Consider the following 21834-nt stretch of genomic DNA (forward strand, 5'->3'; position numbering starts at 1 on the left):
GTGAACTGCTTATTCTTATTCAGCAGCTTCTTCTGTTGCTTCCGCTTTTGTTGCTTTCTCAGCTTCTTCAGCTTCAAAGGCTGCTTTAGCCTCTTGTGCTGCTTTTTCGCGGGCTTTTTCAAGGTCATCTACGTGGATGACATCTTCGTCCATTCCTTCATCCAAGTCGCGAAGTTCCACTTCTTGGTCATCTTCGTCTAGGACACGCATGTCAAGACCAAGAGATTGCAATTCTTTGACAAGAACTCGGAAGGATTCTGGAACACCTGGTTTTGGAATTGGTTTTCCTTTTGTAATGGCTTCATAAGCTTTCAAACGTCCGTTGATATCGTCAGACTTGTAAGTCAAGATTTCTTGGAGGACATTTGAGGCACCGTAGGCTTCAAGAGCCCAAACCTCCATCTCACCGAAACGTTGTCCACCAAACTGAGCTTTACCTCCGAGTGGTTGTTGGGTAACGGTTGAGTAAGGTCCGACTGAACGCGCGTGCAATTTATCATCAACCATGTGGTGGAGTTTGATCATGTACATGACTCCGACAGAAACACGGTTATCAAATGGTTCACCAGTACGTCCATCGTAAAGGATCGTTTTGGCATCGCTATCCATACCTGCTTCTTTAACAGTTGACCAAAGGTCTTCAGAACTTGCTCCGTCAAAGACTGGTGTTGCGATGTGAATACCAAGAGTACGAGCAGCCATACCAAGGTGAAGCTCCATAACCTGACCGATATTCATACGTGATGGCACCCCAAGTGGGTTCAACATGATATCGACTGGAGTTCCATCTGGAAGGTAAGGCATGTCTTCTACAGGAACGATACGAGAGACAACCCCTTTATTTCCGTGACGTCCGGCCATCTTATCTCCGACCTTGATCTTACGTTTTTGAGCGATGTAGACGCGAACCAGCATATTAACACCTGATTGCAATTCATCTCCATTTGCACGTGTAAAGATCTTAACATCACGAACGACACCATCAGCACCGTGTGGTACACGAAGAGAAGTATCACGCACTTCACGAGATTTATCTCCGAAAATAGCGTGCAAGAGACGTTCTTCAGCTGAAAGGTCTTTCTCACCCTTAGGTGTTACTTTACCTACAAGGATATCACCTTCTTTAACCTCAGCACCGATACGGATAATACCCATTTCGTCAAGGTCTTTAAGGGCATCTTCACCAACGTTTGGAATTTCACGAGTGATTTCTTCAGGCCCAAGCTTTGTATCGCGTGTTTCTGATTCGTATTCTTCAAGGTGAACAGATGTGTAGACATCGTCTTTCACCAAGCGTTCGCTCATGATAACAGCATCCTCGAAGTTGTAACCTTCCCAAGTCATGTAGGCAACGATTGGGTTTTGTCCAAGCGCCATTTCTCCATTTTCCATAGAAGGTCCGTCAGCAATGAAATCGCCTTTTTCAACGACATCGCCAACTTTTACGAGAGTGCGTTGGTTGTAAGCAGTACCTGAGTTTGAACGACGGAATTTTTGGATGTGGTAAACGTCCAATGAACCATCTTCACGACGAACTTCTACCTTGTCAGCATCTGCATAGGTAACTTTGCCGTCATACTGAGCAATCACAGCAGCTCCTGAATCGTGGGCTGCTTGGTATTCCATACCAGTACCAACGTAAGGTGCTTTTGGATTAATCAATGGCACAGCCTGACGTTGCATGTTGGCTCCCATGAGGGCACGGTTGGAGTCATCGTTTTCCAAGAAAGGAATACATGCTGTCGCAACGGCAACTACCTGTTTTGGTGATACGTCCATGTAGTCAACAACATTAGCTGGATACTCTTGGTTGACCCCTTGGTGACGACCCATGACAACTTTCTCAGCAAATGTTCCATCTTCATTCAGACGAGAATTAGCCTGTGCTACAGTAAATTCATCTTCTTCATCGGCTGTCAACCAAACGATTTCGTTCGTAACAACACCTGTTTCACGGTCAACCTTACGGTATGGTGTTTGAACAAAACCATACTTGTTCAAATGTCCGTAAGATGACAAGTTATTAATCAAACCGATGTTAGGTCCTTCAGGTGTCTCGATTGGACACATACGGCCGTAGTGAGTGTAGTGCACGTCACGTACTTCATATCCAGCGCGGTCACGTGTCAAACCACCAGGCCCTAAGGCTGACAAACGGCGTTTGTGAGACAACTCAGAAAGTGGGTTGTGTTGGTCCATGAACTGTGACAACTGTGATGAACCAAAGAATTCTTTAACCGCAGCTGTTACAGGACGAATATTGATAATTTGTTGCGGTGTCAAGACTTCGTTATCTTGAACAGACATACGTTCACGGACATTACGTTCCATACGAGAAAGTCCAAGACGTACTTGGTTGGCAAGCAATTCACCAACCGCACGGATACGACGGTTTCCAAGGTGGTCAATATCATCTACACGGCCAAGTCCTTCAGCCAAGTTGAGGAAGTAACTCATCTCAGCAAGGATATCTGCAGGAGTGACGATACGAACCTTGTCATCTGGATTAGCATTACCGATGATCGTTACAACACGGTCTGGATCAGTTGGAGCAACAACCTTGAATTTTTGAAGAACAACTGGCTCAGTCACAACAGCTGCATCATTTGGAATGTAAACAATCTTGTTCAAATCACCATCCAAATAACTTTCAATGCTTTCAATCACACTACGAGTCATGATTGTTCCAGCTTCTACCAAGATTTCTCCTGTTTCAGAGTCTACCAATGGCTCAGCAATAGTTTGGTTAAGCAAACGTGTTTTAACATTGAGTTTTTTATTGATTTTGTAACGACCGACAGCTGCCAAGTCATAACGACGTGGGTCAAAGAAACGAGCTACAAGCAAGCTACGTGAGCTTTCAGCAGTCTTAGGCTCACCTGGACGAAGGCGTTCGTAAATTTCTTTCAAGGCTTCGTCTGTACGAGAGTCCATTGGGTTCTTGTGGATATCTTTTTCAACAGTGTTGCGAACCAATTCGCTATCACCAAAGATATCAAAGATTTCATCATCACCTGAGAAACCAAGCGCACGAACCAATGTCGTAAATGGAATCTTACGAGTACGGTCGATACGAGTGTAGGCGATATCTTTTGAGTCGCTTTCAAGTTCCAACCAAGCTCCACGGTTAGGGATAACAGTTGAACCGTAGCCCACTTTACCGTTTTTATCAACTTTATCGTTAAAGTAAACACCTGGTGAGCGGACCAACTGAGATACGATGATACGTTCACCACCATTGATGATGAAAGTACCCATTTCAGTCATGATTGGGAAATCACCAAAGAAAACTTCTTGGGTTTTGATTTCGCCTGTTTCTTTATTGATCAAGCGGAAGGTTACAAAAATTGGTGCTGAGTAGCTAGCATCGTGAATACGAGCTTCTTCTAGCGTATATTTTGGTTCCTTGATTTCATATCCAACAAATTCCAACTCCATTGTGTCTGTGAAGTTTGAAATTGGCAATACATCTTCAAACACTTCCTTCAGACCATGGTCTAGGAAATCTTTGAATGAGTCAGTTTGAATTTCAATCAAATTTGGTAAGTCAAGAACTTCTTTGATTCTTGAAAAACTACGACGGGTACGATGTTTCCCGTATTGAACGTCATGTCCTGCCAAGATGATTCTCCTTTGTAAATAAGTTCCAAGCCTTGTCAATCAGGCTTTTCTAATCGTCATATGGTTTTAAAAACCCCTATCACCGTGTCCTCTTGATGAATTTTCAGAATCTTTAAGTCTTTGTTACAAACACGCGAAATCCTGAAAAAAAGCACAAAAAGAGCAGCTAAATCTGACTTTTTCAGAAGATTTAACTGCTGTGAGCCTTGTCTGGACAATATTTCAGACAAAACCTACGACAAATGATTATTCATATTATACCCTATTTAGCTAGATTTTTCAAGGGGATTGACGAATTTTTGACAAAATCTTTTCCTATAAAAAATTAAATTCAATAATCGCTTTGCAAACTTCATTTTCAGCTTAGTAGTTCATAAAAATATGGTAAATTACGATTTTCCTATTTTATCATAGGCTGTTTTTCTTGACTTTACTAGGCTTTTCTTTTAATATATATGTATAAATATATATGGAGGTTTATGATGAATATCTTGCTGTCTAAAACTGAACAAGACTTGCTATTCTTATTGGAAGAATTAACCAAACGCCATGATTGGATAGAATTGTCCGTCTTGGCTGAGAAGCTGAATTTTTCAATAGAAAAATTGCAAGAACACCTTTTTAAGCTTGAGCAATTGTTTCCTAACCTCCTGCTTCAATCAAGAAAAAAAGGCATTCAATTGCAGTTTGACTTCCAAAACACCTTAGATCCCAGGATTGCGATTCTTAAACAATCTGAGACCTATTCTTTTTTGAACCAGTTATTTTTCAAAGAGGGGCAATCGCTTGAGCAAATATGTCAGGTACTTTCCACTAATCAAGAGCAGATTGAGGAAATCATTCATCGTATCAACACTAAACTTCCACAACACTATAGCGTCAACATCCAACTTTCTCCTTTAGTCTTGGAGGGAGCAGAAGAGGATATTCGTGCCTTTTATCTAGACTACTTTAGCCAAAGTTACAGTTTTCTGGATTGGCCCTTCCCTTCTATTTCTGAAGAATCACTCACTCACTTGATTCAGCTATTTTTGGACGCCCAACAAGTTTCACCCAACCTCAGTAGTTTACGACAAATCAAATATACTCTAGCTATCAATATGGAGCGCTTTAATAAGGGGCATTTGATTGAAAATCCTACTCCTCTTTTAACCAGTCACTACAGCACCCTCATGCAGATTACCCAGTTTGAACAAGATATCAAAAAGCTGGCTAAAAAACTTCATTTTGAACCGAAAAAGGAGACGCTAGAACAGCTATTTTCAAATCCAGTAAAGTCTCCTCAAATCATAAACAATCCTAGCAATGGAGCACTGGGTAATATTCATCATATCCAAAAATCTTATCGTTTATTGAGCCAAATTCTAGAAGAACTAGCTAAAGAATTTCACCTACAGATTGAAAATCGCGAGGAATTGATTTGGCTCCTCCACTACACTGCCCAATCTGATTTCTTTCATTTACTCAGTAACCAGTCTCTCGACAGACAGAAATCCCAAATTTTAAGCAGTTATCAAGTAGAATTTCCAAAACTATTTGAAGTAAGTCAACACAAATTCCAATCTTACCTGACTGAAATGGGGCTAGAAAATCACCCAAGTAAGCTACAAGAACTTGTCTACACCTTTTCTATCCAAGGGCAACGAATTTTAGTCCAATTACTTCAAAAACTTCCCAAAATACGTGTTTTAGTCATTAGTCATTTGGATAGTCATCACGCACAAAACCTTATCGACACCCTTGCTCACTACGGCAATAATCTCTATCTCTTTGATTCTTGGGAAGAATCTACGATTTCATTCTCAATTCTCAATCAAATTCCTCACGATATTATTATCACTACCTTTCCTGTCACCAACTCTCCTAAACCACTTATCTACAATCGTAACTTCTCTACTTCAGAATTATTTCATCACCTTCACCTTCTTGCTTCTCAAATTCATAAAGAAAGACTGGCTTAATCGTAACAAAATTTGTTGCGATTTTTTCTTTTATTTTAATTTTAGGAAAACGCTTGCATCTTATTTTACTAAGTGCTATACTGATGATAGAAATTTATTGATTGGAGAATCATTATGAGAAAAATACCATCTCAAACTGAGAAAAAAATGGTTTACAGCATCCGCTCCCTCAAAAATGGAACTGGTTCTGTCCTTATTGGAGCAAGCCTTATTCTGCTTGCCATGGCTACACCAACTATCTCAGCAAACGAAAATACACCAACCACTAACGAACCCAGCAACAGAAATACAACCTCCCTTACTCAACCTCTTACTGATGCAACAAACATCGCTGGCAAGAACGAAAGCGATTTTTCTTCACCTGATAGTGCAAACGCTTCCCTAGAGAAAAAAGAAGAAAAAGCTGCAACAGAGGTACCCACTCCTGCTACAACACCAGCCGATTCAGCCCCACAAACCGGACAAGATCGTTCAAGTGAACCAACTACTTCTACGAGTCCAGTAACGACTGAAACTAAGGCAGAAGAACCAATAGAAGACAACTACTTCCGTATCCATGTCAAAAAGCTTCCTGAAGAAAACAAGGATGCTCAAGGACTATGGACTTGGGACGATGTTGAAAAACCATCTGAAAACTGGCCTAACGGAGCCTTGTCCTTTAAGGATGCCAAAAAAGATGACTATGGCTACTACCTAGATGTCAAATTAAAGGGAGAACAAGCCAAGAAAATTAGCTTCCTCATCAATAATACAGCTGGGAAAAATCTAACCGGCGATAAATCGATAGAAAAACTGGCACCAAATATGAATGAGGCTTGGTTGGACCAAGAACACAAGGTTTTCTCTTACGAGCCACAACCTGCAGGAACTATTCGCGTCAACTACTACCGTACAGATGGCAACTATGACAAGAAATCTCTCTGGTACTGGGGAGATGTGAAAAATCCAAGTAGTGGTGAATGGCCTAACGGAACAGATTTTACGGCTACAGGCAAATATGGTCGCTATATCGATATTCCACTCAAAGATGCAGCTAAAGACCTTGGATTTTTATTACTAGACAGAAACAAACAAGGAGACGATGTGAAAATCCGTAAAGAAGATTATAAGTTCACAGATTTAAAAAATCATAGCCAAATTTTCCTAAAAGATGATGACGAAACCATCTACACCAACCCCTACTATGTGCACGATATCCGCATGACAGGAGCCCAACACGTAGGCACTTCTAGCATTGAGAGTAGTTTTTCAACACTTGTCGGTGCTAAAAAAGAGGATATCCTCAAACACTCCAACATCACTAATCACCTAGGAAATAAAGTAGCTATCACCGATGTTGCAATCGATGAAGCTGGTAAGAAAGTGACCTACAGTGGAGATTTCTCGGACACAAAACATCCTTATACCGTGAGCTACAACGCTGACCAATTCACTACCAAAACAAGCTGGCGTCTGAAAGATGAGACTTACAGTTATGATGGCAAACTTGGAGCTGACCTAAAAGAAGAAGGAAAACAAGTTGATTTAACCCTTTGGTCACCAAGTGCTGACAAGGTTTCTGTCGTTGTCTACGACAAGAATAACCCTGAAAAAGTGGTTGGAACTGTCGCTCTTGAAAAAGGGGAAAGAGGAACTTGGAAACAAACTCTAGATAGCACAAACAAACTCGGAATCACAGATTTCACTGGATACTATTATCAATACCAAATCGAACGTCAAGGTAAAACTGTTCTTGCACTCGATCCTTACGCTAAGTCCCTCGCTGCTTGGAATAGTGACGATGCTAAGATTGACGATGCCCATAAAGTGGCTAAAGCCGCCTTTGTAGATCCAGCCAAACTCGGACCTCAAGACTTGACTTATGGTAAGATTCACAATTTCAAGACTCGTGAAGATGCCGTTATCTACGAAGCTCATGTGCGTGACTTTACTTCAGATCCTGCCATTGCAAAAGACTTAACCAAACCATTTGGTACCTTTGAAGCATTTATTGAAAAACTAGACTATCTCAAAGACTTGGGTGTAACCCACATCCAGCTCCTTCCAGTCTTGTCTTACTACTTTGTCAATGAATTGAAAAACCATGAACGCTTGTCTGACTATGCTTCAAGCAACAGCAACTATAACTGGGGATATGATCCTCAAAACTACTTCTCCTTGACTGGTATGTATTCAAGCGATCCTAAAAATCCAGAAAAACGAATCGCAGAATTTAAAAACCTCATCAACGAGATCCACAAACGTGGTATGGGAGCTATCCTAGATGTAGTGTATAACCATACAGCCAAGGTCGATATCTTTGAAGATTTAGAGCCAAACTACTACCACTTTATGGATGCTGATGGGACACCTCGCACTAGCTTTGGTGGTGGACGCTTGGGGACAACCCACCATATGACCAAACGACTCCTAGTTGACTCTATCAAATATCTAGTTGATACCTACAAAGTGGATGGATTCCGCTTCGATATGATGGGAGACCATGATGCAGCTTCTATTGAAGAAGCGTACAAGGCCGCACGCGCCCTCAATCCACACTTAATCATGCTTGGTGAAGGTTGGAGAACCTATGCCGGTGATGAGAACATGCCTACTAAAGCTGCTGACCAAGATTGGATGAAACATACCGATACAGTCGCTGTCTTTTCAGATGACATTCGTAACAACCTCAAGTCTGGTTATCCAAACGAAGGTCAACCTGCCTTTATCACAGGTGGCAAGCGTGATATCAACACTATTTTTAAAAATCTCATTGCTCAGCCAACCAACTTTGAAGCTGATAGTCCTGGAGATGTTATCCAGTATATCGCAGCCCATGATAACTTGACCCTCTTTGACATCATTGCCCAGTCTATCAAAAAAGACCCAAGCAAGGCTGAAAACTATGCTGAAATTCATCGTCGTTTGCGACTTGGAAATCTCATGGTTTTGACAGCTCAAGGAACTCCATTTATTCACTCTGGTCAGGAATATGGTCGCACCAAACAATTCCGTGACCCAGCCTACAAGACTCCAGTAGCGGAGGATAAGGTTCCAAACAAATCTCACTTGTTGCGTGATAAGGATGGCAATCCATTTGACTATCCTTACTTCATCCATGACTCTTACGATTCGAGTGATGCTATTAACAAGTTTGACTGGACTAAGGCTACAGATAGAAAAGCATATCCTGAAAATGTCAAGAGCCGTGACTATATGAAAGGTTTGATTGCCCTTCGTCAATCTACAGATGCCTTCCGACTTAAGAGTCTCCAAGATATCAAAGACCGTGTCCACCTCATCACTGTTCCAGGCCAAAATGGTGTGGCAAAAGAGGACGTGGTAATTGGCTACCAAATCACTGCTCCAAACGGTGATATCTACGCAGTCTTTGTCAATGCGGATGAAAAAGCTCGCGAATTTAATTTGGGAACTGCCTTTGCCCACCTCAGAAATGCTGAAGTTTTGGCAGATGAAAACCAAGCAGGACCAGTAGGAATTGCCAACCCTAAAGGACTTGAGTGGACTGAAAAAGGCTTGAAATTAAATGCCCTTACAGCTACTGTTCTTCGAGTCTCTCAAGGTGGTGCCATCGTTGCCCCAGCTGTGGAAGAAAAACCAGAATTTGACCTTTCTAGCTTAAAACAAGAACAAGGGCAATATAATATCCAAGACAATATTCCAAACCGAGTAGTCAAACCGGAACAGCAAACTCCAGCTCCACAAACTAAACCTGATTCTGCAAAACCAGATGCAAAAGTAGCCGATGCGGAAAATAAACCTAGCCAAGCTACAACTGATTCACAAACTTCACAACCAACACAAGAAGCACAAGCATCATCTGTAAAAGAGGCGGTTCAAAACGAATCGGTAGAAAACTCTAGCAAGGAAAATAAACCTGCCCCCCTAGCTAAACAAGCTGAACTTCCAAATACAGGAACCAAAAACGATCACAAACTCCTGTTTGCAGGAATTAGTCTCCTCACCCTTCTAGGTCTCGGTTTCTTACTAAAAAACAAAAAAGAGAACTAAACTAGCCCTCCTATAGAACAATCCCCCAAGCCTTAACGCTCGGGGGATTGATTTTTGCCCTGATAAGCCTATCTATCAAATCATATATTCTACACTATAGGTCGCATCCGAAAGAATTCGTGCCAAAAATTGCTTGGTTCGTTCTTCCTGTGGGCGACTAAAGAAATCATGGGCATTATTTTCTTCAACAATTTTCCCGCCATCCATAAAAATGACATGATTGGCTACATCTCTAGCAAAACCCATCTCATGTGTCACTACTACCATAGTAACTCCTTCTTTAGCTAACTGTTTTAAAACATCTAAAACATCCCCTACCAACTCTGGATCCAAGGCTGACGTTGGCTCATCTAATAAAATGACCTCTGGTTTCACAGCGATGGCACGCGCAATGCCGATTCGTTGTTGCTGGCCTCCAGAAAGCTGAGAGGGATAGTAATCTTTATAAGCTAGTAAACCAACTTTTTCTAAGGCAGCTTCCGCACGTTTGGTTGCTTCTTCCTTAGGAATTTTTCGCGCAATAATCAAGCCCTCCAAAATATTTTCCAAGGCCGTTTTATTAGCAAATAAATTATAATGTTGAAAAACAAAGGCAGTCTTCTGGCGAATTTCTAAAATATCTTTTTTGGTCAATTTGCCAAGATCGTATTCTTTATCAGCAAGCTTCAAAGAGCCACTATCGGCTTTTTCTAAATGATTGAGACATCTGAGAAAAGTCGTTTTACCTGATCCAGATGGCCCCAATATTACAACCACATCCCCTTGGTTGACCTTGAGATTAACATCTTCTAGGACTTGTCTGTCTCCAAATTTTTTTGCAACATGTTCTACTTGTAACATTGTCTCCTCCTATGCTAAACCTGTACGGGGCACCACTTGTCCCTGTTCTCTTCGAATATAGCGTTTCTCTAAGATTGAAAAGCCCCATTGAATCAATCCGCAAATAAGAATGTACTGTAAAAAGATCACAAAATAGGATTCAAAATACTGATAACCATAAGATGCTTCAACACGGGCAATAGCTGTAATATCCTTAATGGTCATCACAAAGACCAAAGAGGTTCCTTTTACAATATTTATAACTAGATTAGCCAGATTGGGCAGGGCTGATCGCAAGGCCTGTGGAAAAATAATCCTCACATAAGCTTGACTAGTGGTTAAGCCAATCGCTTGTGCAGCTTCTAATTGTCCCTTATCCACAGTCAAAATAGCCGAACGTAAGATTTCTGATAAACTACCTGTCGTCATCAAACTATAGATAATAAAAGCATAATAGATCGGATTGAGTTTAAAGATATCAACATCACTTCCTATGCTTTTGAGAAATTGATTGAGCAAACTCGGAAACAAACTATAAAAGAAAAGAATCAGCAAAATCGGAGGTGTTGCTCTTATAAAAGCTAGATACACGAGAGAGAAAGTTCGAACACCTTTGACTTTATATATTTGTCCCAGAGCTAAAAACAAGGCTGGTAGAAAACTTAAGACCATGGCTACAATCATGATAATCAAGGTGGTCGGTACCCCTTTTAAGGTCTCTAAAAAGGTTTTTGCAATATAGTCTAAATCCATATCCTATCTCCCTTTCGTTTCCAAAGATTTTTCTAACAAGCGACTCAAGAAGGAAACAGCCAAGGCTACACCCCAATAAAGAATGGCAACCGCTGTATAGGTTTCAAGAGAGTAATTCCCCAAATTACGACTGATTAAGAGATTCCCAGCCCCCATGACATCTACAAAACCAATCGTATATGCTAGGGCAGCATCCCGCATCAAATTTAGAATAGCGGTCGTCATATTTGGAAGAGCCACTTGAAAAGCCTGAGGAAAAATGATTCTCCAAAATGTCTGACTGGGTGTCAGACCAATACTGACTCCAGCCTCCATCTGACCTTTGGGGATTGCCTGATAAGACGCCTTAAATACTTCTGCAATGATAGCCGCAAATAGCAAGACCATGGTGAATAAGACGAAGACCGTCTTAGACCAGTTGTTGATATCTAAATTCAGCCACCATTTTAAAAATTCAGGTAAACCATAAAAAACTAAAAACAGTAAGACAATGGGGGGAGTACAGCGAAGAGTGAAAATATAGCCCTTAGAAAGACCTGCAAAAGTCTTATCTTCTCCCACTTGAGCCCAAGCCAATAAGCCACCGAAAAGGGAACCAAGAATTGTAGTAAAAAAGAGAATGGACAAGGTCATAGGAAGAGCCTGCCATAAGGTGGGTAAAAATTGGAACACTCTTGAAAAATCATATGAAACCATGTAAACCTCTTTCTAACATGCCTGCTTGCTTATCTAATCTTTATCAACGTAACTAAAGACATCTTCTTTAAAGTATTTTTGAGAAAGTTTAGCTAGAGTGCCGTCTTCTTTTAATTCTTTAATAGCTTTTTCATACTCTTTAGCAAACTTCTCGCCCTTTTCATCACGGTGAATCAATGGATAGGTTGGGATTCCTTTATAAGGGAACCAGCTAAGTTTGTCCGCATATTGGTGGTAAGAACCATCCTCTGCTGTCACTGCTTTTTCAAAAGACAACTTGATATCAAAGAAGGCATCGTAACGTCCTTCTAAAACCCAAGCATAAGCATCTGCCACCTTGAATGATTCAGCAGCTGTCAACTCAATTGGTGTATCCTTGTGTTTCTCATTATAGCTGTTAATTACATTCCACTGGGCATTTTGAGGAGAGATGGGTACTAATTTACCTTTGTTTTTGGCAAAATCATCAATATTCTTATATTTGGCTTCATCTTCTTTTCTAACAGTAAAACCAATAATGCTGGCTCCTACTGGCTCAGATGGAATAATGAATTTCTTAGCCCGTTCATCTGTATACCAAGCACCTTTAGTTCCAATATCGTACTTGCCAGACTCAAGTCCAATCAAGAGATCATCATCACTAGTTCCAGTATACTCAAATTTATAATCTGCTAATTTCTCATCAACTGCCTTTAAAACAGCGACTTCATAACCATCTGATTCCCCTTTTTCGTCAATAAAATCATAAGGGACATAGTTTTGAGTATGGGCAACTTTTAAAGTTGTTACTTGTCCAGATGAAGCTGCATCTGCACCTTTAGCAGATGCTCCCGCCAAAGTTCTACCAACAATCGTTGCTCCAAGAACTGCCACAACTGCAACTCCACCAATAATCCATGTTTTCTTACTCATATTCTTCTCCTTTGTTTAGCCAATGCCTCTCTCACCCACTGGATACGCTCCACTGCAATATCACTCGGAATGGTACAATCTGCTCCAAGTATGAAGCCCTCTTTTCCTGTTTCTTCTACCAATCGTTTGGTTTCAGCTTGAATTTCTTCCTTACTGCCTCGATAAAGAAGGCCATCTTTACCGTTTTCAAATCCTCCCAGAACAGCACGACCCTTGAAAATCTCACGACCTTCTTTTAGGCTAATTCCTTCTGGACCAACTGCCCAGTTAAAAACATGAGCTGGATAGTCGGCAAAGATATGAATATCGTTTCGAGCTCCTTCATAGCCACAGATATGAAGGATATTTACCCCACCAACCGACTTAGCCGCTTTTAAAACAGTCAGTTCACTCGGTGCAATAATCTCCTGATAGGCTTCAGCAGAAACACGCGCATCCTGAATACTTTGCACACTGAGATAAATACCGTCTGCTCCTGCATCTTTAATAATAGCTTGACTCAAGCTAGCGATATCTTGCGCAATCACATCAAGGACTTTTTTCAATTTCTGAGAATCTTGAACTAAGAAATCTGCAATGAGATCATCTCCACCAGACACTTCTCCAAGTAACCATTTGAGGTAGGTCACAGGCGCAAAAATATTGTAAATAGCAACAATGTCCTCCGTAAACTCCTGCTTAATCTTCTTCACTAATTCTACCTGCTCTCTAATCCACGGATGATCTTCACCCAGAGGTTGAATCTCCGCCAGCTCTTGGAGTGACTTCCCTTTGGCAATAACTGGATTTGGATAAGCAAAATAGCCATCACTCATCAACTTGATAAAGTCTGGATTTAGTTCACGGATAAATTGTTTGTGACCTTGTATGTTCTTTTCAATAATCACAGGATTGGAAAATCCCTTTAACCATTCCTCTTCTGATGTAAAGTGGTGCCAAAAACCTACAGGTACACGGTCAACCACTTCTCCTCTAAATGCTTTTAAAACCCATTCTCTTTTTTCTGACATCTTTATTCTCCATTTCTTTCTTTTTCAACTAATAAAACACTGGCAATATCATTTATTTGAATAAAGGGAAGACTTCCTTTCTGAAAATCCTGAATACCGTGACATCTTGGACCTTCCTTACAATTCAGTCCCTTTGTAAGACTGATCGCAAGTAAGATGACAAAGCCGAGGGCCATCCCTACCAATAGCCACTTTTTTCTTTTCATAAGGTCCTCCTATTCTAAAATAGCAGCCTGACGAATCCAGTCCAATCTTTCTAATTCAAAGTCATCTGGAACTGTGCAATCCGCTCCAAGAAGGACCCCTCTAGTCCCAGCTTCAGCCAACAATCGTTTGGTTTCCTCTTGTAGTTTAGCCTTACTACCTCCATAAAGCATGCTCTGCTTCCCATTTTCAAAACCACCCAAGACCGCTTTGCCATGAAATAGCTCCTGACCTTGAGGTAAACTGACTGCTTCATGGTGGGTTGCCCAATTGAAAACCTGGGCTGGATAATCTTTGAAAATAGTCACATTGTTACTGGCACCTTGGAAACCGCAGATATGCAGGATATTTACCCCACCTACCTGATTGGCAGCTTCTAAAACCTTTATGTTGCTTGGCTTGATATAGGTCTGATACAATTCTGCTGTGATGCGCTCATCCTGAATTTCTTGTGTACTGAGATAGATTCCATCTGCTCCACTATCCTGAATGATTTTTTTAGTTAGGATAGCGATATCCTCTGCTATCACATCTAAAATTTCACTGAATAACTCTGGATTTTCAAGAAAAATATCTGCAACCTCCTTATCACCTCTAGAAGTCTCTGTACGAAACCACCTTTTCAGGTAGGAAATTGGAGAAAAGATATTGTAGAATGAAGCAATGTCCTCAGTGAAGGTTGCTCGAATAGCTTGTACCACTTCTACTTGTTGCTGAATCCAAGGATGGTTTTCACCAATCGACTCAATAGAAGCCAGCTCCTGAATACTTGAAACCAAAGGACTGTAGACATTACTTGGATAAATAAAAAATCCGTCACTCATCATTTTGACAAAATCAGGATGAATTCTTTCAACGTACTTCCGATGTCCCTCTACACTTTTTTGAAAGATACGTGGGTTATTTAAACCTTGCCCTTTTTCCTCCAGTGTTACAAAATGAAACCAAAAGCCTACAGGAACTCGTTCCACCTCTTCTCCTCGGATGGCTTTAAAAACTAGCTCTCTTTTACTTGTCATACTTTTCTCCTTCCATTTGGATTGAAACCATCTTACCACTCCTTTTGACCTTTTCCCAATATATATTGACTATCGACTTGATTGAGATTGTTTATATCAATAGAGAAAAAAACCTCTGGAAAGCTTGATTTTACTAGCTTTTCAGAGATTCTTTTCTGTTTATTGCTTTTTTAAAATAGTTGTTATATAGATTTTTTATCAGCCTGATTAGGATTTTTTATTAGGCCTCTTTCATGGCAAAATAATCCCATACTTTGGGTGCCACTTGCATTCCGAATAGTTCAATAGCTCTCAGAACCTGGTCATGGGGCATGGAACCAAGCGGTAGATGGAGCATGAAGCGGTCCAAACCTAAGTCTTCAATCATACGAATCAATTTTTCGGCCACCTGATCTGGATTGCCCACAAACATAGCACCATTTGGCCCAACTTGCTCCAAATATTGTTCATAACGTAATTCCTGCCAGTGTGGACGGTCTTTGGAAATAGCATCCACTACTTGCTTGGTCGGGTGGAAATAATCTTTTACCGCCTGCTCGCCATCTTCAGCAATCCAACCCCAAGAATGGGCTCCAACCTTTAGTTCATGACTGGCATGCCCCGCTTCGCTCCCAATCTCACGATAAGCCTGAATCAACTTTTTAAAATAACGCGGATTGCCACCAATAATAGCATAGACAATCGGTAAGCCTGCCTGAGCAATCTTCACTGTTGATTCAACATGACAACCTGTCGCTATCCACAAGGACAATTTTTCCTGAACTGGACGAGGATAGACTTCTTTGCCAGAAATCGTTTGGGTCAATTGACCTTGCCAGTTTAGCTTGGTCTTTTCATTGACTAACTGAAGCAAGTCTAATTTCTCATCAAAGAGGGCTTCGTAGTCTTTCAAGTCATAGCCAAACAAGGGAAATGATTCCGTGAAAGAGCCCCTTCCAGCCATAATCTCCGCACGTCCATTTGACAAAGCATCGATAGTGGCATACTGTTGGAACAAACGAATCGGGTCCATGCTCGAGAGAATGCTGACTGCACTGGTCAAACGGATTTTCTTGGTATTGACTGCCCCAGCTGCCAGGACAATCTCTGGAGCTGATACTGCAAAATCTGCTCGATGGTGCTCACCAATACCATACACATCCAAACCAACCTTATCAGCCAGCTCAATCTCTGCCACCAACTGACGAATGCGTTCGGTATGACTGTAAGTTTGCCCAGTCCCTTCAAGCTCCGTTGTTTCCCCAAATGTTGAAATTCCCAATTCTACCACAGTAATTCTCCTTGTCTATTTCGGTCCTTCATTTTGACAAATTATTCTAACACTCAATGAAAATCAAAGAGCAAACTAGGAAGCTAGCCGCAGGCTGTACTTAAGTACGGCAAGGTGAAGCTGACGTGGTTTGAATTTGATTTTCGAAGAGTATAACACGAATCTTGAGTACAAGCAACCCATTTGCTCACAAGAAAAAGCCTAGATAACTAGACTTTTTTAGCTTATTCTACCGTTACTGACTTAGCAAGGTTACGTGGTTTATCCACATCAAGCCCACGGTGGAGGGTTGCAAAGTAAGCGACTAATTGCGTTGGTACAACCATTGAGATTGGTGAGAGGTAAGGGTGTACGGTCGTAAGGACGATATCATCTGTCTCTTTAGCAACATTTTCTTCTGCGATAGTGAGGACTTTGGCACCACGGGCTGCCACCTCTTGGATATTTCCACGAGTGTGGTTGGCAAGGACTGGATCTGACAAGAGGGCTAAGACAGGCGTTCCTTCTTCAATCAAGGCAATAGTTCCATGCTTGAGTTCTCCTGCCGCAAAGCCTTCACATTGGATGTAAGAAATCTCTTTGAGTTTAAGGCTTGCTTCCATAGCTACGTAGTAATCTTGACCACGCCCAATATAAAAGGCGTTGCGAGTTGTTTCAAGAAGCTCACGAACCTTGGCTTCAATGGTTTCTTTCTCTGAAAGAGTTGATTCGATAGACTGAGCTACGATTGACAACTCATGAACCAAATCAAAGGCTTTCGCTTTGGCATTTCCATTTGCTTCTCCGACTGCTTTTGCTAGGAAGGCAAGGGCTGCGATTTGTGCTGTATAGGCTTTAGTGGATGCCACGGCAATTTCAGGACCTGCATGAAGGAGCATGGTATGGTTGGCTTCACGTGAAAGGGTTGAACCTGGGACATTTGTCACTGTCAAACTTGGGATTCCCATTTCATTAGCCTTGACCAAAACCTGACGGCTATCCGCTGTTTCACCAGATTGGCTGATAAAAATGAAGAGTGGTTTCTTGCTGAGAAGCGGCATACCGTAGCCCCACTCAGAAGAGATTCCAAGTTCAACTGGTGTATCCGTCAATTCTTCCAACATTTTCTTAGAAGCAAATCCTGCGTGGTAAGATGTCCCAGCTGCAAGGATGTAGATACGGTCTGCGTCTTGAACAGCCTGGATGATAGCTGGGTCTACGACAACTTGACCAGCCTCATCTGTGTAGGCTTGGATGAGTTTACGCATAACCGTTGGTTGCTCATCGATTTCCTTAAGCATGTAGTAAGGGTAAGTTCCCTTACCGATATCAGACAAGTCAAGTTCCGCAGTATAGCTAGCACGTTCACGACTGTTGCCATCATAGTCTTGAACTTCCACACTATCAGCCTTGACGATTACCAACTCTTGGTCATGAATTTCCATGTATTGGTTGGTTTCACGAATCATAGCCATAGCATCTGAGCAGACCATGTTATATCCTTCCCCAAGACCAATCAAAAGTGGTGATTTATTCTTAGCTACGTAGATAACTTCAGGATCTTGTGAGTCAACCAAGGCAAAGGCATAAGAACCACGGATGATGTGAAGAGCTTTTTTGAAGGCTTCAAGAACTGACAAGCTATCTTCTTCTGCAAATTTTCCAATCAAGTGAACGGCGATTTCCGTATCTGTTTGCCCTTTGAAGTGGTGACCTGCAAGGTATTCTTCCTTGATTTCAAGGTAGTTCTCAATCACCCCATTGTGCACCAAAACAAAACGTTCTGTCTCAGAGCGGTGTGGGTGAGCATTGTCTTCCGTTGGTTTCCCGTGAGTCGCCCAACGAGTATGTCCGATACCAGTTGTTCCCTCAACACCAGCTGTCTTGGCAGACAATTCTGCTATACGACCAACAGCCTTGACTAGATGGTTTTCAGCACCACCTAGAACAAAAATCCCCGCAGAATCATAGCCACGGTATTCGAGCTTTTCAAGTCCTTGAATCAAAATATCAGTTGCATTTGTGTTCCCAACAACACCAACAATTCCACACATAGTATATACGACACAGACCAGCTGTGCTTTCTCCTTAAAATTGGTATAGTCTAATTCCTCTTTTATAGAATCAGCAAAAACAGTATATACTTGTTTCTTTCACTTGTCAAGAGTAAAAATTGGTATAGTTCATATCAACTTCTTATAAATAAAAAACTCTGACCAATTAGGATAATCAGTCAGAGTCCTTTTTAAAATCCATTATTATCGCTTAATTCCTTGAACCAATGCCCTGATTTTTTCAGACGACGTTCTTGCGTTTCCAAGTCTAATTCGACCAAACCATAGCGATTTTTATAACTGTTGAGCCATGACCAGCAGTCAACAAAGGTCCAAATCAAGTAGCCCTTACAGTTGGCTCCATCTTCAATGGCACGGTGCAGTTCACGAAGATGACCTTTTACAAAGTCAATACGGTAATCATCTTGAATCATTCCATCTTGACGGAATTTTTCTTCCCCTTCAACACCCATGCCATTCTCAGTCAACATCCACTCGATATTGCCATAATTTTCCTTGATATTTTGGGCAATATCATAAATCCCTTGCTCATAAATCTCCCAGCCACGATGAGGATTGATTTTACGTCCAGGCATCACATAAGGCTCGTAAAAATGTTCTGGTAAGAGTGGACTCTCTGGATGCTTAGCAAATCGAGGCGCCATAACACGCAAAGGTTGATAGTAGTTGACACCAAGGAAGTCCACTGTATTGTCACGAATGAGCTTCAACTCCTCCTCTGTAGCATCAGGCAAGAGACCGTATTCATGTAAGATTTCTACCAACTCCTGTGGATAAGTCCCCAAAACAGACGGATCTAAGAAAGATTGGGCCTGAAAAAGATCCGCAATGCGAGCAGCCTTGACATCAGCAGGATGCTGGCTACGTGGATAAGCCGGTGTCAAGTTGAGGACAATCCCAATCTTGGAATCAGGCAAGAGTTCATGACAGGCCTTAACCGCCCGACTGCTGGCCAATTGTGTATGATAAGCTACTTTAACGGCTGCCTCTGCATCCACCTTATGTGGATAATGGGCATCGTAAAAATATCCAAATTCTACTGGAACAATTGGCTCGTTAAAGGTAATCCATTGATCCACTAAATCTCCATAAGTCTCAAAACAAAAACGAGCATAGTCTTCATAGGCTGAGACAGTCGCCTTATTTTCCCAACCATCACCATCCTCTTGAAGGACAAAAGGCAAATCAAAATGATAAAGATTGACTAAAAGACGAATCCCTTTGGCCTTAATAGCCTCAAAAACCTTACGGTAAAAATCTACACCCTGATAATTGACTTTTCCACTCCCTTGTGGAAAAATCCGTGACCACTGAATAGAAGTTCGAAAGGCCGTGTGACCAGTTTCTAACAAGAGCTCGATATCCTGTTCCCAGTTTTCATAAAAAGTCGATGTCTTATCTGGACCAATTCCATTATAGTAACGATTTGGCTCCACTTGGTACCAATAATCCCAGAGATTATCTCCCTTACCGTCACCAGCTACACGTCCTTCTGTTTGTGGTCCAGAAGTAGAGGATCCCCAGACAAAATCCTTTGGAAATCTTAGCATACATTTACCTCTTTATCTACTCATTTTTCCTATTATACAGAAAAAACAAGGTAAAAACTAGTTACATTTTTTCCTTGTTTTTCTTCTGATTATAGTTTTTATTTCTTGCTAAGGATTTCAAGCGTTTCAAGCACGTTATCTGCATGAACTTCGATGGTATCACCAGTCGCTTTAATCTTCACTTCTACGATGCCATCGGCTGCTTTTTTACCAACAGTGATACGGATTGGCAATCCAATCAAGTCGCTATCACTGAATTTCACTCCAACACGTTCGTTACGGTCATCCGTCAAGACTTCGTAACCAGCTCCCATCAAGCTTGCCTCAAGCTTTTCTGTCAAAGTCTGGGCTTCTTCATCCTTAACATTGACAGTGATCAAGTGCACATCAAATGGTGCCAATTCTTTAGGGAAGTTGATTCCCCAAGCGTAACGGTATTCACCTTTTGGCGTTTTGTTAACAAAGAGGCGAGCGTGTTGCTCCATCACTGCTGAAAGGAGACGACTGACACCGATACCGTAACATCCCATGATAATTGGCACAGCACGGCCATTTTCATCCAAAACATCTGCTCCCATGCTTGCTGAATAGCGAGTGCCGAGTTTGAAGATGTGACCAATTTCGATACCACGCGCAAAGTTAAGGACTCCTTGCCCGTCTGGGGAAATTTCACCCTCACGAACTTCACGTATATCCACATATTCTGCAGTAAAATCACGACCTGGGTTCACACCAGTCAAGTGGTAGCCATCTTCGTTAGCACCGACAACTGCATTGTGAACATCTTGCACCTTACGGTCTGCAATGATTTTAACATTCTCTGGCAAACCAACTGGTCCAAGTGAACCAAATCCTGCTTGAACAACACTTGCTACTTCTTCTTCGCTAGCAACGTCGAAGAAGTCTGCTCCCAAATGGTTTTTCAACTTGACTTCGTTGAGTTGGTCATTCCCAACTAGAAGGGCTGCAACAAGCTCACCATCTGCCTTGTAGAAGAGGGTTTTGATCGTTTGTTCTTCTGGGACGTTTAGGAAGGTTGCCACTTCATCAATTGATTTAACATCTGGTGTTGCAACACGAGTTACTTCTTCTTCAGCGACAACACGGTTGCTTGGTTTGTACTCGTTTGTTGCCATTTCCAAGTTAGCCGCATAGCTAGACTCACTTGAGTAAGCAATGGTATCCTCACCAGAAACCATCCATTTAAGCAATTCTGCCTTGATTTCTTCTTGCACTTCTGCAGGAATTTCATCAAATGAGGCAACTGACTTGTCCAAGACAACCCAGCGGTCAAGGTCTGTACGAGCAGGTGTAATGGCCATAAATTCTTGGCTATCCTTACCACCCATGGCTCCACCGTCACCAATGATAGCCTTGAAGTCTAAACCACTACGAGTGAAAATACGCTCATAAGCAGCCTTGTACTCATCGTAAACACTGTCCAAGCTATCATAGTTAGCGTGAAAGCTGTAAGCATCCTTCATGATGAACTCACGTGTACGGAGTAGTCCATTACGTGGGCGTTTTTCATCACGATACTTAGGCTGGATTTGATAAAGGTTAAGCGGCAATTGCTTGTAAGACTTAACAGAATCACGGACAATAGCTGTAAAGGTTTCTTCGTGAGTTGGACCTAGGATAAAGTCTGATTTTTCACGGTTTTTTAGTTTGTAAAGGTCTTCACCATAAGTTTCATAACGACCTGATTCGCGCCACAACTCTGCACTAAGAAGGGCAGGAGCCAACATCTCAACGGCACCAATCTTGTCGAATTCTTGGCGCATGATGTTTTTAGCTTTTTCAATCACACGGTTAGCAAGTGGTAGGTAAGAATAAACGCCTGCTGAAACTTGGCGAACATAACCAGCTCGCAACATAAGAGCGTGGCTGATAACTTGAGCATCGCTTGGCATTTCGCGAAGCGTTGGGATAGGCATTTTACTTTGTTTCATAA

14 protein-coding genes are annotated in these 21834 nt (G+C 41.6%); 2 read left to right on the top strand and 12 right to left on the bottom strand.

The genetic code is table 11. The features are described 5' to 3' along the window. Positions 1–15: 15 nt before the first annotated feature. On the bottom strand, positions 16–3621 hold the full coding sequence (gene rpoB / locus TZ91_RS08385; RefSeq protein WP_033686293.1) for a DNA-directed RNA polymerase subunit beta: 3606 nt from the start codon (positions 3619–3621) through the stop codon (positions 16–18). 482 nt (positions 3622–4103) lie between these two features. On the opposite strand from rpoB, the gene TZ91_RS08390 reads away from it, so the two are divergent. Continuing rightward, positions 4104–5582 carry an AcpB/EbpR/MafR family transcriptional regulator gene (locus tag TZ91_RS08390; protein WP_033686291.1) on the top strand — a complete coding sequence of 493 codons (1479 nt, stop codon included), beginning with the start codon at positions 4104–4106 and terminating at the stop codon, positions 5580–5582. Between the two features lie 114 nt (positions 5583–5696). Next, positions 5697–9593, top strand: coding sequence for a pullulanase (locus tag TZ91_RS08395; RefSeq protein WP_033686289.1), 3897 nt, complete (start codon positions 5697–5699; stop codon positions 9591–9593). 75 nt (positions 9594–9668) lie between these two features. Here TZ91_RS08395 and TZ91_RS08400 read toward each other — a convergent pair whose 3' ends face one another. The 11 genes from TZ91_RS08400 to TZ91_RS08450 all read right to left on the bottom strand — a co-directional run bounded on the left by TZ91_RS08400 (position 9669) and on the right by TZ91_RS08450 (position 21832). Continuing rightward, complete coding sequence (locus TZ91_RS08400; protein WP_033686287.1) at positions 9669–10433, bottom strand: amino acid ABC transporter ATP-binding protein; 765 nt, start codon at positions 10431–10433, stop codon at positions 9669–9671. Between the two features lie 9 nt (positions 10434–10442). Continuing rightward, positions 10443–11165: an amino acid ABC transporter permease gene (locus TZ91_RS08405; protein ID WP_033686286.1), complete on the bottom strand. Its 723-nt coding sequence runs from the start codon at positions 11163–11165 to the stop codon at positions 10443–10445. Between the two features lie 3 nt (positions 11166–11168). Next, on the bottom strand, positions 11169–11861 hold the full coding sequence (locus tag TZ91_RS08410; RefSeq protein WP_004256697.1) for an amino acid ABC transporter permease: 693 nt from the start codon (positions 11859–11861) through the stop codon (positions 11169–11171). 33 nt (positions 11862–11894) lie between these two features. Next, positions 11895–12773, bottom strand: a complete 879-nt coding sequence (locus tag TZ91_RS08415) for a transporter substrate-binding domain-containing protein (RefSeq protein WP_033686284.1) — start codon at positions 12771–12773, stop codon at positions 11895–11897. After that, a complete protein-coding gene (locus TZ91_RS08420) occupies positions 12770–13783 on the bottom strand; it encodes a uroporphyrinogen decarboxylase family protein (protein ID WP_033686283.1) in 1014 nt (337 codons plus the stop codon). The genes TZ91_RS08415 and TZ91_RS08420 overlap by 4 nt, the downstream gene beginning before the upstream one ends. A 2-nt stretch (positions 13784–13785) precedes the next feature. Continuing rightward, positions 13786–13989, bottom strand: coding sequence for a hypothetical protein (locus TZ91_RS08425; protein ID WP_033678464.1), 204 nt, complete (start codon positions 13987–13989; stop codon positions 13786–13788). Positions 13990–13998: 9 nt separating this feature from the next. Continuing rightward, on the bottom strand, positions 13999–15006 hold the full coding sequence (locus TZ91_RS08430; RefSeq protein WP_080702815.1) for a uroporphyrinogen decarboxylase family protein: 1008 nt from the start codon (positions 15004–15006) through the stop codon (positions 13999–14001). 220 nt (positions 15007–15226) lie between these two features. Further along, positions 15227–16276: an LLM class flavin-dependent oxidoreductase gene (locus TZ91_RS08435; protein ID WP_033686275.1), complete on the bottom strand. Its 1050-nt coding sequence runs from the start codon at positions 16274–16276 to the stop codon at positions 15227–15229. Positions 16277–16500: 224 nt separating this feature from the next. Beyond that, entirely contained in the window at positions 16501–18309 is a 1809-nt protein-coding gene (gene glmS, locus TZ91_RS08440) for a glutamine--fructose-6-phosphate transaminase (isomerizing) (protein ID WP_033686273.1), read from the bottom strand. A 191-nt stretch (positions 18310–18500) separates the two neighbouring features. Continuing rightward, on the bottom strand, positions 18501–19880 hold the full coding sequence (gene bglA / locus TZ91_RS08445; protein ID WP_000943534.1) for a 6-phospho-beta-glucosidase: 1380 nt from the start codon (positions 19878–19880) through the stop codon (positions 18501–18503). A 98-nt stretch (positions 19881–19978) separates the two neighbouring features. Continuing rightward, on the bottom strand, positions 19979–21832 hold the full coding sequence (locus tag TZ91_RS08450) for a proline--tRNA ligase (protein WP_033686271.1): 1854 nt from the start codon (positions 21830–21832) through the stop codon (positions 19979–19981). Positions 21833–21834 lie beyond the last annotated feature (2 nt).

The organism is Streptococcus mitis (genome assembly GCF_000960025.1).
GTDB classification, from domain to species: Bacteria; Bacillota; Bacilli; order Lactobacillales; family Streptococcaceae; genus Streptococcus; species Streptococcus mitis_DH.

Coding starts and splice junctions, on each gene's coding strand:
- TZ91_RS08410 (WP_004256697.1), bottom strand. CDS start 11,861: ATGGTTTCATATGATTTTTCAAGAGTGTTCCAATTTTTACCCACCTTA.
- bglA (WP_000943534.1), bottom strand. CDS start 19,880: ATGCTAAGATTTCCAAAGGATTTTGTCTGGGGATCCTCTACTTCTGGA.
- TZ91_RS08420 (WP_033686283.1), bottom strand. CDS start 13,783: ATGTCAGAAAAAAGAGAATGGGTTTTAAAAGCATTTAGAGGAGAAGTG.
- TZ91_RS08430 (WP_080702815.1), bottom strand. CDS start 15,006: ATGACAAGTAAAAGAGAGCTAGTTTTTAAAGCCATCCGAGGAGAAGAG.
- TZ91_RS08450 (WP_033686271.1), bottom strand. CDS start 21,832: ATGAAACAAAGTAAAATGCCTATCCCAACGCTTCGCGAAATGCCAAGC.
- glmS (WP_033686273.1), bottom strand. CDS start 18,309: ATGTGTGGAATTGTTGGTGTTGTTGGGAACACAAATGCAACTGATATT.
- TZ91_RS08425 (WP_033678464.1), bottom strand. CDS start 13,989: ATGAAAAGAAAAAAGTGGCTATTGGTAGGGATGGCCCTCGGCTTTGTC.
- TZ91_RS08390 (WP_033686291.1), top strand. CDS start 4,104: ATGAATATCTTGCTGTCTAAAACTGAACAAGACTTGCTATTCTTATTG.
- TZ91_RS08405 (WP_033686286.1), bottom strand. CDS start 11,165: ATGGATTTAGACTATATTGCAAAAACCTTTTTAGAGACCTTAAAAGGG.
- TZ91_RS08400 (WP_033686287.1), bottom strand. CDS start 10,433: ATGTTACAAGTAGAACATGTTGCAAAAAAATTTGGAGACAGACAAGTC.
- TZ91_RS08395 (WP_033686289.1), top strand. CDS start 5,697: ATGAGAAAAATACCATCTCAAACTGAGAAAAAAATGGTTTACAGCATC.
- TZ91_RS08415 (WP_033686284.1), bottom strand. CDS start 12,773: ATGAGTAAGAAAACATGGATTATTGGTGGAGTTGCAGTTGTGGCAGTT.